Source organism: Flavobacterium sp. RHBU_3, assembly GCF_046613565.1.
Lineage (GTDB): Bacteria > Bacteroidota > Bacteroidia > Flavobacteriales > Flavobacteriaceae > Flavobacterium.
Genome location: NZ_JBKJHC010000004.1, coordinates 305457 through 317723, shown reverse-complemented (window position 1 = coordinate 317723; position 12267 = coordinate 305457). Strand labels below are relative to the sequence as shown.

The following is a 12267-nucleotide window of genomic DNA, read 5'->3' as shown; positions in this document are numbered from 1 at the left end:
TTATTTAAAATTTAAATAGACGCCATATGGTTATGCATCATTTTCTCTTCTATGGCATTCCATAAACCTATACGTTTTTCAAGGGCTTGTACAGAAATTTCTTGTACCTCGTTCCACTTTTCAGGATTATTAGCACATAGTTCAGTTACCATTTGCATAGCCATAGGGCCGTGCTCATCGGCATCAAGCTCTATATGCCTTTCAAAGTAGTATATAAGTTTACTAAGGTCGGTTTCCGGGAAATTAGCCTCAAAATTGCGTAATATCTCCGTAAACATACCCGGTATCAGGTCTTCACGCCCAAAGGTAAATGCAGCTGCAATTTCGTGAGGCTTACCTTCGTCTATTACCCTGAAGGTAAAATCAAGGAACTGCTTAATATTATCGTGCAGCGGGCTCTTTTTAATAGATACAAAAATATTCTGGGTTTCCTCTACATCAGCAAGGAAACTGTCTATACCATCTACGTCGGCTCCGCTGGCCAGCATGGCATCGCGGTACATTTCAAAATGGCTTTGCCTTTTACCTTCAATATTAATATCGGTTTCTTCGGCAAGTACTATTTCGTTTATAAGGTAGCGTATTTCAGGGTTACCCACCGGCAGCCACGGCACCGTGGTACAGGTAAGCTTGGCTTGTAATGCCTTTAATAGCGACATAAAATCCCACACGGCATATACATGTCCTTCAAGAAAATAACGCAGGTCTTCCACAGTCTTCACCCTTTCGTAAAGTGGATGGTTTAACAGCTTTTCCCTTTGGGGGGCCAGGGCGCTGTTTATGGTATTAATGTTCATAGCACCAGTTTTTAAATACAAACAAAATATACTTCAGGCATTTTTTTAGTTTTGGTCGTTGCCTTTGTATTTGGTAATACAAAGATAATGCCTGATTGTAGTATCATTCTATTAAATGAACGCCAAAATTGCTAAAATATTTGCCAAATTATCTAAATGGATTTACGAAATCGTTAACTACATGGTTTTTGTTGATAACTATTTTAAGATAACCGCAATAAAACATTAACATAAACTTTAACTTTTATTGTTCGTTTTGTTTACGTAAGTTTATGGTTGTTATCCACTTACCAATTAAACCCAATTATGAAACACTACTTTTTAGGTATGGCGCTACCCATTATAGCGCTTACCGCAGCCTGCTCACCCGAGCGCGAAAACATTTCCCAAACCGATACACAGGCAAAAGTATCTTACCACGTAGTGGGAGATCCTATACCAAAAGGAATGCAGGTGAACAAAATGTTTGAGAAAGGCAGAACCGACTATTCGCTCGCCGAAATGGAGCAAATGTACCACGAAGATATAGCCAATGCAGAACCCGGTTATGACGAACCCCTTCGCAACATTTGGGTACGGCATATTTTTGGGCATTTGTACTTTAGCGGTTCCGATGCCGACAAGCTAACCTTTGTAAAACACCAGGCCGATGATGCACAACCTCTGCTGGCAGAATATGATACCGTATACATGTTGCTATATCAGTGCAGCGACTTTACTGCCAAAGATGAGCTGATAACATTAGCCGACAATATTGCAAAAAAGAATGAAAAACAAATTGCAGCCCTAAAGCTTACCGATACCGAACGTGCCGGTCGATACACCCGTAACCTGGAAATAGCAAAACGCAACTTTACCATGCTTATGAGTGCCGAAAATAAAATCTAATCCTTAGGTTATGAAGAAGGTTATTGTACTAATGGCTGTAGTGAGCATGATGCTTACGGGCTGTACCGCAGACCAGACCGCTCTATCTGCTATGCAGACAGAACAATGGGATGCCATGAAAATACCGGTAAACAAACGCATTTGTACAGTATATACTAACTGTAAGGATTATAGCGTAGCACAACTGCAAAAAATGTATAAAAAAGATATGGCCGCCGCCGAAAGTACGTATGCCGGCACGCTTAGCAGCATGTGGTACGATATTATATGTGCACGTATAAAGGACACCTATAATAATACACAGAAAATGGCCTTTTTACAACAGGAAGCCAAACGAAGCAGCTTAGTGCCAAATTTCAATTCGTTTTATAAGCTGTTATCTACGTGCAAAGATTTTGAAACGACGGAAAACCTTAATGCACTGGCTAACCTTGTTTACAACAGGAGTAAAGCTACCATAGAAAATATACCAAACGAGAAGCACAGGCATGATTTAATGCTGAGCCTGAATTACTCTAAACGGATTTATACCATGCTGGTAGTTACACCCGAGGGTACGGTTACCGCTAAATAACAAAACAGGCTGCTTATATAAGATAAGCAGCCTGTTATTTTTTTAAGACAATAACATTATTATGGTTGTACCACAGGGCCATCCCAGTTCATAATACCGCCATTAAGGTTGTAGGCTTTAAGGAAGCCCAGCTGCCCCATAATGTTGCAGGCATTACCACTACGCGCCCCCGAGCGGCAGTATACATAATAACTTTTATCTTTATCCAGTTCGCCTATGGCTTCCATAAAAGCCGGCCCCTGATAAATATCTATATTAATGGCTCCCGGTATAATACCGTCGTTCCATTCTTCGGGAGTACGCACATCCAGTATAACCGCATCGGCTTCATTCTGTGTGCCTTCCCACCATTGTTCCTGAGATAAGTTCATTTTTTGCTGTTTGTTTGATACCGCAAATGTATTACGCTTTTATAGAACAGCCAATAGCTTTTGTCTCTTTTACAGTAACATCCTTACCTTTTAGTAGTGCGTTAACCGCGTTTTCTACATACTTTTCTTTGGCAGCAGCAGCATCTTCGTAGTTATCGTCTATAGCACCTATGTATTTTACCACATTGCCGTTAGCTGTTTTTTGAAGCACATAAACGTGTGGTGTTTTAGTAGCGCCATACTGCGGAAACACTTTTTGGCCTTCATCCAGCAGGTAAGGGAAGCTGTAGTGTTTTTCTTTGGCACGGGCCACCATGTTGTCAAAACTGTCGTCGGCTACCTTATCCGGGTTGTTAGGGTTAATAGCAATAACCGGGTAACCCTGCGATTTGTATTTTTTGTCCAGCGCTATAATGCGGTCTTCATACGCCTTAGCATACGGGCAGTGGTTACAGGTAAACACCACGATATACCCCTTAGCCGATTTAAAATCCTTAAGGCTTACCTTTTTACCGTCTACGTTTTTCAGGCTGAAATCGGCAGCGGTATCCCCTACTTTATATCCGGCAACGGTATCTGTTGTTGTAAAAGCCGCAAGCGCTCCTACTACCAGGAACAGCGACAAAAATTTGAAAGCTTTTTTCATAATATAGTCTGTTATTTAAAATTGTTCAATTCCAGTTCAAGGTCGGCCAATGAAAACGACTGCTCGTAGAACTTGCGTTTCCTCTTATTATATATAACGGTGGCCGGTATGGCGCCACTCCAGTCGGTACTCACCTTAGGCACCCAGGTATTCTGGTCCGGGTCGCGCATTAATATTACCTTACTTTTCAGCTGGTTCTTTTCTATAAAAGGCAGCAGGCGGTTTTGTGCCATTTTTGGCATGTCCAGGCTTACCAGTATCACTTTTACCTTTTCATTCTTGTATTTTTCGGCAAGTTTTTCAAAGTTTGGCAGCTCTTCCACGCACGGAATACACCACGTAGCCCAAAAATTAACCACATAAGTAGTATCGGTATCACGGTTTAAAAAGTAGCTTAAACCCGACCATTCGTATGCTTTTACTGTAGTTTTTCCGTTAGTAAACACCTGTACCGGTTTTGGCTCACCTTTAACGGGAGTGCCCGAAAACGCTGATAAAAAAGCAATTACAACTACGCCCGCAGCTGCAAAAAAAAGTTTTTTCATAATAAATATTTTATTGCCTAAGCAGGTCTTAAATTACTACAAACTTGCCCTTTATATCCCCCTTTAAATACCGTTAACAAATTATTAACTCCCGTTTTGTAAAAGTGATTATATTTTGACATACATTTGTATATACAAATTTTGTAATTACAATTGTTGAATTTACTAACATTTGTTGCAATGAAGATAGAAGAGATAATAAAGAGCCCTAACATGAGCCCGGAAAAACAAGTGGTAATGAACTTGTTTTACACAAACCGTCTTATAGGCGAAAATACCCTTGAGGTAATGAAAGCCTACGACCTGAGCCCCGAGCAGTTTAACGTGCTTAGGATTCTGCGCGGACAAAAAGGCAAGCCGGCAAACATGGGCGTAATACAGGAGCGTATGATAGCCCGTACCAGCAACACCACCCGCCTGGTAGACAAGCTGCTGCTTAAGGATCTTGTTAGCCGCGAGGTATGCCCTGATAACCGCCGTAAGATGGAGATATGCATTACCGAAAAGGGCCTTGAATTATTGCAACAACTGGACCCCAAGGTGGAAGAGGCCGAAAGCAAATTTGCCAACAACCTTACTACCGAAGAACTACAGCAATTAATATACCTGTTACAAAAGTACCGTACAGCTTAACACAACACACACGTTTACATTATATAAAATGAAAGAATACATTAACAGCCAGAAATGGCGCTATGCCGTAAAAAAATACGATACTACTAAAAAAGTATCTGCCGAAGACCTGGCCTACCTTAAAGAAGCGATACAGCTAAGCGTATCGTCTGTAGGGCTACAGCCTTATAAGGTAATAGTAGTGGGCAACCAGGAAATGAAAGAAAAACTTGCCGCAGCCGCCGGAGGGAATAACGCAAACCTGTTTAGGGATGCATCGCACATACTGATTTTTGCAAATGAAGTAAACGTAAACGACGCCCAGGTAGACAAGTATGTAGCCAATGTAAGCGAAGTACGCGGTGTACCTACCGAGGCCGTAGCCGGTTTAGGCGATTACCTGAAAAACTTTTTGGGTACGCTTACCGATGAGCAAAAAAACATTTGGACTGCCAAGCAAACCTATATAGCACTGGCAAACCTTATACACACCGCTCCCCTGCTTAATATAGACGCTACCCCTATGGAAGGCTTTAATGCCGCTACTATTAATGAAATACTGGGCTTAACCGAAAAAGGCCTTAACGCATCGTTAGTAGCTACTATAGGATACCGCCACGCAGAGGATGCTAACCAACACCTTAAGAAAGTACGCAAACCGGAAGGCGAGCTCTTTATAACTTTATAAAACGACTATTTATTAAATTAAAAACAATTTTAAATCCTAAATTTTTAACACAGATGAAAAATCTAAAATCTATTGCTATCGCTTTTGTAGTAGCCCTTTCTGCACTTACTGCTACTGCACAAACTAAAAAAATCGACGTAAAAGCCAGCGCTATCAACTGGGTAGGTAAAAAAGTAACAGGCCAGCACAGTGGTGTTATCTCTTTCAAAGAAGGTTCACTTACTTTTGCTAAAGGTAAACTTACCGGTGGTACATTTACAGTAGATATGAACTCTATTAACGTAACTGACCTTAAAGCCGGTGAAGGTAAAGAGAAACTTGAAGGCCACCTTAAAGCTGACGATTTCTTCGGTACTGACAAATACGCTACTGCTACTCTTGTATTTACTTCAGTAAAAGAAAAATCTAAAAACGTATACACTGTAACTGCAGACCTTACTATTAAAGGTAAAACTAACCCTGTAACTTTTGAACTTACTACAGGCCAAAAAGCTGCTTCTACTGCATTTAACGTAGACAGGACTAAATACGACATCAAATACGGTTCTAAAAGCTTCTTCGAAGGTATTGGCGACAAAGCTATCTACGATGAGTTTGAACTTTCAGTAAAACTGGTTTACTAATAATTAGGGTTTAAATTGACCGTGAAACCGCTTCCCAATGGGAAGCGGTTTTTTTTATCTTAAATAATTCTTTTGCAAACAAAATTCAAATACATCATACAGCAGTTGATAAGCATTAAAGATATATTCTTCACTATCATCAGCATCATGTAATGTAGCTTTATAAAAATGAAAAAAAATCATATTACCTTCTGAAAAATTACTAAACTGTATATAACACTTATACTTTTCAGAAAATAGAATTTTCGTTCCATTTTCTTTTTGTTTAACCGATGAGTTTGGCATCTTCATCAAAAATGGTAGGCAAAAAAATACCAAGTCTTGAAGATTTTCATAACTATAGTGTTGAATGTCGCTATTATTTGAGTAATTATCCCCATCATAATATTCATAAAGGTATTTTAGTTTACTCTTAGTGACTTCGCTTGAACCAAATAAAATCTTAAGTAAATTGAAAATCACCAACATTGGAAAATTATTTACTTTATGCAGTTTACTATTTTCTCTATATGTTGGGTATTCGTCATAAACTATTTCACGATTTAAAATTCTTAAGTTTAAGATTTTTGCTTCCAACAATGAGAGAAAAATAGCAGTCAAAGTTTCAAAAAGCCGATGCCCCTTTTCTATTTGATAAAATTTCGGAAAATTAGTTCCAAATTTTATCTTTGATACATATGCTACTATACTTTCCCTTACATATGTCCTATTATCAAATTCAAATGGCCTGATTGAATAAAACTTATCAATATATCCAAGAAAGTCAACTTCAAACCCATATTTATGATGGTAAATTTTTCTAATATTTTCAATATCGCAAACAAAAATAACCTTATCAAAACCAAATTTATTTATTCCTTTAGTATCGTCGTGGGAACAAAATATATTGAATAATCTAAAAATATGCTCAGGATCCAATCTGTCTAAATCATCAACGACAAGTACAGACTTAGAATTTCCTCTCCCCGAATTTACCCTTTGAAGCAGGTCATTTATCAAACGAGAAACTGCATCCATTTCATATATATTGCCTTTAGTGTGTTTTATCGATGCAATAAACTTTTCAATATCATCTTCTTCATCAATTTTTATTTCTTTACTAAAGGCTTTGAAGTCCTTAATCACGCTCTCCATGGCTTCAAGTAATTTTACAACCGGTTGGCCAATCTTTTCATTCATGCCAAGTATTGCGCTTAAAAGCGGCATTACTTTAAGCCGCTCCATGATAAACATCTGGCTTCTCAATAGTAATGAGAAGTCTTCTTTTTCGAGATTTAGTTCATCATAAAAATTAGCCATTAAATATGTAAGTAAATCATATTTAATTAACTCAAAAACATCTTCGTTAGAAGCAACAGAATAATTTATAGGTAACAGCTTACAAACAAAATAATCTTGAGTATTCTCATTAAAAAAGTTTTCAAGCATGGTTGACTTTCCCGTACCGAAAGGAGCCGTGAATAATATTCTTTTATTATCAACAATATCAATATGCTTTTTAAAATCCACATGGATTTCATTTTGGTTAATTTGTATCATGTTAGAAGGTTTTTTCAAAAATACAATATTTCCCTCTCCTCAAATCTTTCAATTTTTCAATCCCGAAAACATTTCCCCCATTGCAAATAAATCCTTAATTTCGTAGCGCACAAATTTTAACGAGAAACATTTACAAGCTAATGAAATACGATATCATTGTATTGGGCAGCGGCCCGGGTGGTTATGTTACTGCCATTAGGGCATCGCAACTGGGCTTTAAAGTAGCCATTGTAGAAAAAGAAAACCTTGGTGGGATTTGCCTTAACTGGGGCTGTATACCTACAAAAGCACTGCTTAAGAGTGCTCAGGTATTTGACTACCTGAAACATGCTGCTGATTACGGACTTACCGTTAAGGAGTTTGACAAGGATTTTGGCGCTGTAGTAGCACGTAGCCGTGGCGTAGCCGAAGGCATGAGCAAAGGCGTACAGTTCCTTATGAAAAAGAACAAAATTGAAGTTATATACGGCTACGGTAAAGTAAAACCGGGCAAAAAAGTGGAAGTAACTGATGCCGACGGTAAAGTAAGCGAAATCAGTGCCGACCACATCATTATTGCTACAGGTGCACGCAGCCGCGAGTTGCCAAACCTGCCGCAAGATGGTAAAAAAGTGATAGGTTACCGTCAGGCCATGGTACTGCCAGAGCAACCTAAGAGCATGATTGTTGTAGGTTCGGGCGCTATAGGCGTAGAGTTTGCACACTTCTACAACTCTATGGGTACTAAGGTAACTATAGTAGAGTTTATGCCAAACGTAGTTCCGGTTGAGGATGAGGATGTATCAAAACAATTTGAGCGTTCACTGAAAAAATCAGGCATCGATGTAATGACTAACTCTTCTGTAGAGCGCATAGACACTACAGGTAACGGTGTTAAGGCATTCGTTAAGACTGCCAAAGGCGAAGAAGTTCTTGAGGCAGACATCCTGCTTTCTGCTGTAGGTATTAAATCAAACATCGAGAACATCGGCCTTGAAGAAGTAGGTATTGCTACTGACAGGGATAAGATACTTGTAAACAAATACTACGTAACTAACGTACCGGGTTATTATGCCATTGGCGACGTAGTTCCGGGCCAGGCGCTTGCACACGTAGCTTCGGCTGAGGGTATCCTTTGTGTTGAAAAAATCGCCGGCCTGCATGTAGAGCCACTTGATTATGGTAACATTCCGGGCTGTACGTATGCTACACCTGAAATTGCCTCTGTAGGTCTTACCGAAAAAGCAGCTAAAGAAAAAGGTTACGAAATTAAAGTGGGTAAATTCCCGTTCTCTGCTTCAGGTAAAGCTAAGGCTGCCGGTAATGCAGATGGTTTCGTAAAAGTGATTTTCGATGCTAAGTACGGCGAATGGTTGGGCTGTCACATGATAGGCGCCGGCGTTACCGATATGATAGCCGAGGCTGTTGTAGCACGTAAGCTTGAAACCACAGGCCACGAAATCATTAAGTCGGTTCACCCGCACCCTACCATGAGCGAAGCCATCATGGAAGCTGCCGCTGCCGCTTATGACGAGGTGATACACATCTAATTTCAGATTGAAGATTGTAGATTTAAGATTGAGCTTTACTCAGGCAAAATCTAATGGTCTAAAATTCTAACAGTCTAAAATAATACTAATCCGCCCTGATACTTTCGGGGCGGATTTTTCGTTTTTTAAGTACCTTTATACCCCTAACCAACTCTTTATGAAGAAACTTATTCTGATACTACTATTTACATCATCGCTTTTTGCACAAAGTCCGTTTTCGGCGCTAATACCCGAAGGAAGATACACGATGTCTATTACACCATCAGATAGAATATGGATGGCCGGAATACTACAATTTCATAATCGCGACACCTTAAACCAAAAAAAATCCTGCCATTAGGCAGGACTTTTCCAAATCAACTAAATAAAATCAGATTATATGTCAGAATGTTAAACGCTCTGGTTTTAAAACTGGGCGGTTTCGGTACTATCTTTCATTGCTACAGTAGATGCCATACCCGCGGTTACGGTGTCCTGTACGGCATCGAAGTATGAGGTACCCACAAAATTCTGGTGTTTTACCGCACGGAAACCATCTTTTTGCAGCGCAAATTCGCGCTCCTGCAGTTCGCTGTAACCTGCCATACCGCGCTCTTTATAGGCTTTAGACAGCTCGAACATACTGGTATTAAGCGCATGGAAACCGGCAAGGGTTATAAACTGGAACGTATAGCCCATAGCAGCAAGCTCCTCTCGGAAAGTTTCCATTTCGGCCACCGAAAGCCTTGCAGCCCAGTTAAACGATGGCGAACAGTTGTAAGCAAGCATTTTACCAGGAAACTGCGCATGGATGCCCTCTGCAAAGCGGCGTGCCTGGTCAAGATCGGGCGTAGAGGTTTCCATCCACAGCAAATCAGCATACGGCGCATATGATAGTCCACGGTCTATACCCTGCTCTACCCCACAGTTTACGTAAAAGAATCCTTCCGATGTGCGCTCTCCGGTAATAAACTTACGGTCGCGCTCGTCCACATCGCTGGTAAGCAGGTTGGCCGCATCAGCATCGGTACGGGCTACAATAAGGGTAGGCACTCCCATAACATCGGCCGCAAGGCGCGCTGCTACCAGCTTGTTTATAGCCTCTTGGGTAGGCACTAATACCTTACCGCCCAAGTGCCCGCATTTTTTTGCAGAAGAAAGCTGGTCTTCAAAGTGTACCCCCGCTGCACCCGCTTCTATCATGGCTTTCATCAGTTCAAAAGCATTAAGGTTGCCCCCAAAGCCCGCCTCGGCATCGGCCACTATAGGCACAAGGTAATCCTTCTTTGGGCTTATCTTGTTTACGCTTTGTATCTGGTCGGCGCGCAGCAGGGCGTTGTTTATACGTTTTACTACAGCCGGTACGCTGTTAGCCGGATAAAGCGACTGGTCCGGGTACATTTCACCGGCCAGGTTAGCATCGGCTGCTACCTGCCATCCGCTAAGGTAAATAGCCTCAAGACCTGCCTCTACCCCCTGTATGGCCTGGTTCCCGGTAAGGGCGCCAAGACCTGCAACATACGGTTGGTTATTTAGTTTGTTCCAAAGTACGGCAGCACCACGGCGGGCCACCGAGTATTCCAGCTGGTAAGAGCCCTGAAGCTCAATTACTTTCTCTGCCGTATAAGGCCTTTCTACACCTTTCCAGCGTGGATTTGTTTGCCAATCGGTAATTAACGCTTGAATTCTTTCTTCCGTTTTCATACTTTTGCTTTGCTTTAAATGATTATTGCTAGTTATTTAAACACGCCTGCCGTATGTTGCCGCATCCGGCAGGCTTTTTTATTGGGTTTGGGTTACAATTGTTTTAGTCTATATAATCGTAGGCTTCCAGGGTAAGGAATTCCGCCGGAACATCGGCCAGCACCAGCTTGTTAAAAATAACCACAGCTTCATCAAACCTTCCATTTTCAAAACGCGCTGCGCCTACATACTCCTTAATATTATCCAGCTCCTCAGCTACCCAAAGCTCGTAGAGTTCAGGGCTAAGGTGTGTTCCTTTATCAGTAGTTACACCAGTTTTAATCCACTGCCATAGCTGCATACGCGATATTTCGGCTGTAGCGGCATCTTCCATAAGATTGTACAGTGCAGCCGCCCCGGTACCGGTTATCCAGCTTTCTACATACAGTATACCCACATTAATATTTTTGCGTATTCCGGCCTCGGTGATGGTGCCTTTAGGTATTTCAAGCAATTGCTGCTCGGTAATAACCACATCGTTTCGTTTAATATGAATGTGGTTTTTAGTATGCATGTTTTCGTTAAACACCTTCATAGCTACCGGTACCAGTGCCGGGTGTGCCACCCAGGTACCGTCGTGACCGTTTTTGGCTTCACGTTCCTTGTCTGCCTTTACTTTGGCAAAAGCAACATTGTTAGCCTCCTCATCATTTTTAACGGGAATTTGCGCTGCCATACCGCCTATTGCATGGATGTTGCGTTTGTGGCAGCGCTGTATTACCCTTAATGAATAGGCAGCCATAAATGGGGACACCATGGTTACCTGATCCCTGTCCGGCACAATAAAGCCCGGATGATTTTTCAGTTTTTTAATGTAAGAGAAAATGTAGTCCCAGCGGCCGCAGTTAAGCCCGGCTATGTGTTCGCGCAGCTCGTAAATAATTTCGTCGAGCTGGAAACTTGCTGTGATGGTTTCAATAAGCACGGTGGCTTTTATTGTACCACGCGAAATATTGAGGTATTGCTGAGCAAATACAAAAACCTCATTCCACCACCGTGCCTCTTTATAATGTTCCAGTTTTGGCAAATAAAAATACGGACCCGAACCACGTTGTAATAACGTTTGTACATTATGGTACAGGTACAGTCCAAAATCTACCAGCGACGCACTCATGGGCTGGCCGTTTACTATGATATGTTTTTCTACAAGGTGCAGCCCACGCGGACGCACCAACAGTACCGCTGTTTTATCATTTAGCCTGTACAGCTTTCCGTTTTGTTCCAGGCTTATGGTTTTGTTTACGGCATCGCGCAGGTTTTGCTGCCCTTCCATGAGGTTAGCCCAGGTAGGCGAACAGCTGTCTTCAAAATCGGCCATAAAAACACTGGCTCCGCTGTTTAGTGCATTAATTACCATTTTACGGTCTACAGGCCCGGTTATCTCTACCCTGCGTTCCAGCAGGTCTTCGGGTAGTTTTGCAGCCGTCCAGTTTCCGTTCCTCAAATAATCAGTTTCAGGAGGAAACGACGGAAAGGCGCCTTTATCAAACTCCTGCTGGCGTGCTTCCCTATCGGTAAGCAGCCCCAGTCTTTTATTATTAAAGTTTTCATGCAGTGCCGCAAGGAACTGCAGCGCCCTTGGGGTAAGTATTTCGCTGTAAGCATTTCCGGTTACAGTTACTTCACTTTTTTTTATGTTCGTTTCCATACTTATAAGAGGTTTGGGTTAAAGTACAAGGCAATATTAAAAAATAAATTTTTACAAAACAAGCGAACGTTCGCTAAATTTAAAA

General features: G+C 41.3%; 14 protein-coding genes. 7 read left to right on the top strand and 7 right to left on the bottom strand.

Annotated elements, in window-relative coordinates; genetic code table 11:
- Window positions 1-11 precede the first annotated feature (11 nt).
- Window positions 12-797 carry a DUF3050 domain-containing protein gene (locus tag ACLI1A_RS07820; protein ID WP_411407846.1) on the bottom strand — a complete coding sequence of 262 codons (786 nt, stop codon included), beginning with the start codon at window positions 795-797 and terminating at the stop codon, window positions 12-14.
- Between the two features lie 306 nt (window positions 798-1103).
- Between ACLI1A_RS07820 and ACLI1A_RS07815 the strand changes: the two genes are divergently transcribed.
- Window positions 1104-1685 carry a hypothetical protein gene (locus ACLI1A_RS07815; RefSeq protein WP_411407845.1) on the top strand — a complete coding sequence of 194 codons (582 nt, stop codon included), beginning with the start codon at window positions 1104-1106 and terminating at the stop codon, window positions 1683-1685.
- Between the two features lie 10 nt (window positions 1686-1695).
- Window positions 1696-2259 carry a hypothetical protein gene (locus ACLI1A_RS07810; RefSeq protein WP_411407844.1) on the top strand — a complete coding sequence of 188 codons (564 nt, stop codon included), beginning with the start codon at window positions 1696-1698 and terminating at the stop codon, window positions 2257-2259.
- Window positions 2260-2318: 59 nt separating this feature from the next.
- Here ACLI1A_RS07810 and ACLI1A_RS07805 read toward each other — a convergent pair whose 3' ends face one another.
- The 3 genes from ACLI1A_RS07805 to ACLI1A_RS07795 are packed head-to-tail and all read right to left on the bottom strand — an operon-like array spanning window position 2319 to window position 3821.
- Window positions 2319-2630, bottom strand: coding sequence for a rhodanese-like domain-containing protein (locus ACLI1A_RS07805; RefSeq protein ID WP_411407842.1), 312 nt, complete (start codon window positions 2628-2630; stop codon window positions 2319-2321).
- Between the two features lie 31 nt (window positions 2631-2661).
- Window positions 2662-3276, bottom strand: a complete 615-nt coding sequence (locus tag ACLI1A_RS07800; protein WP_411407840.1) for a thioredoxin family protein — start codon at window positions 3274-3276, stop codon at window positions 2662-2664.
- 11 nt (window positions 3277-3287) lie between these two features.
- On the bottom strand, window positions 3288-3821 hold the full coding sequence (locus tag ACLI1A_RS07795; RefSeq protein WP_411407838.1) for a TlpA family protein disulfide reductase: 534 nt from the start codon (window positions 3819-3821) through the stop codon (window positions 3288-3290).
- A gap of 180 nt (window positions 3822-4001) precedes the next feature.
- Between ACLI1A_RS07795 and ACLI1A_RS07790 the strand changes: the two genes are divergently transcribed.
- The 3 genes from ACLI1A_RS07790 to ACLI1A_RS07780 are packed head-to-tail and all read left to right on the top strand — an operon-like array spanning window position 4002 to window position 5744.
- Window positions 4002-4454: a MarR family winged helix-turn-helix transcriptional regulator gene (locus ACLI1A_RS07790; protein ID WP_411407836.1), complete on the top strand. Its 453-nt coding sequence runs from the start codon at window positions 4002-4004 to the stop codon at window positions 4452-4454.
- 28 nt (window positions 4455-4482) lie between these two features.
- On the top strand, window positions 4483-5121 hold the full coding sequence (locus ACLI1A_RS07785; RefSeq protein WP_411407834.1) for an NAD(P)H-dependent oxidoreductase: 639 nt from the start codon (window positions 4483-4485) through the stop codon (window positions 5119-5121).
- A 53-nt stretch (window positions 5122-5174) separates the two neighbouring features.
- Window positions 5175-5744: a YceI family protein gene (locus ACLI1A_RS07780; protein ID WP_411407832.1), complete on the top strand. Its 570-nt coding sequence runs from the start codon at window positions 5175-5177 to the stop codon at window positions 5742-5744.
- A gap of 54 nt (window positions 5745-5798) precedes the next feature.
- Here the strand turns inward: ACLI1A_RS07780 and ACLI1A_RS07775 are convergent, their stop codons facing one another.
- Window positions 5799-7283, bottom strand: a complete 1485-nt coding sequence (locus ACLI1A_RS07775) for a P-loop NTPase fold protein (RefSeq protein WP_411407830.1) — start codon at window positions 7281-7283, stop codon at window positions 5799-5801.
- A 140-nt stretch (window positions 7284-7423) separates the two neighbouring features.
- Between ACLI1A_RS07775 and lpdA the strand changes: the two genes are divergently transcribed.
- Both lpdA and ACLI1A_RS07765 read left to right on the top strand, forming a co-directional pair.
- Complete coding sequence (gene lpdA, locus ACLI1A_RS07770) at window positions 7424-8812, top strand: dihydrolipoyl dehydrogenase (protein WP_411407828.1); 1389 nt, start codon at window positions 7424-7426, stop codon at window positions 8810-8812.
- Window positions 8813-8969: 157 nt separating this feature from the next.
- Window positions 8970-9152 (top strand): hypothetical protein, encoded by a 183-nt coding sequence (locus tag ACLI1A_RS07765; RefSeq protein WP_411407826.1) that lies wholly within the window; start codon window positions 8970-8972, stop codon window positions 9150-9152.
- A gap of 65 nt (window positions 9153-9217) precedes the next feature.
- On the opposite strand, the gene aceA is transcribed toward ACLI1A_RS07765, so the two are convergent.
- Complete coding sequence (gene aceA, locus ACLI1A_RS07760) at window positions 9218-10495, bottom strand: isocitrate lyase (RefSeq protein ID WP_411407824.1); 1278 nt, start codon at window positions 10493-10495, stop codon at window positions 9218-9220.
- A gap of 103 nt (window positions 10496-10598) precedes the next feature.
- Complete coding sequence (gene aceB / locus ACLI1A_RS07755; RefSeq protein ID WP_411407822.1) at window positions 10599-12182, bottom strand: malate synthase A; 1584 nt, start codon at window positions 12180-12182, stop codon at window positions 10599-10601.
- Window positions 12183-12267 lie beyond the last annotated feature (85 nt).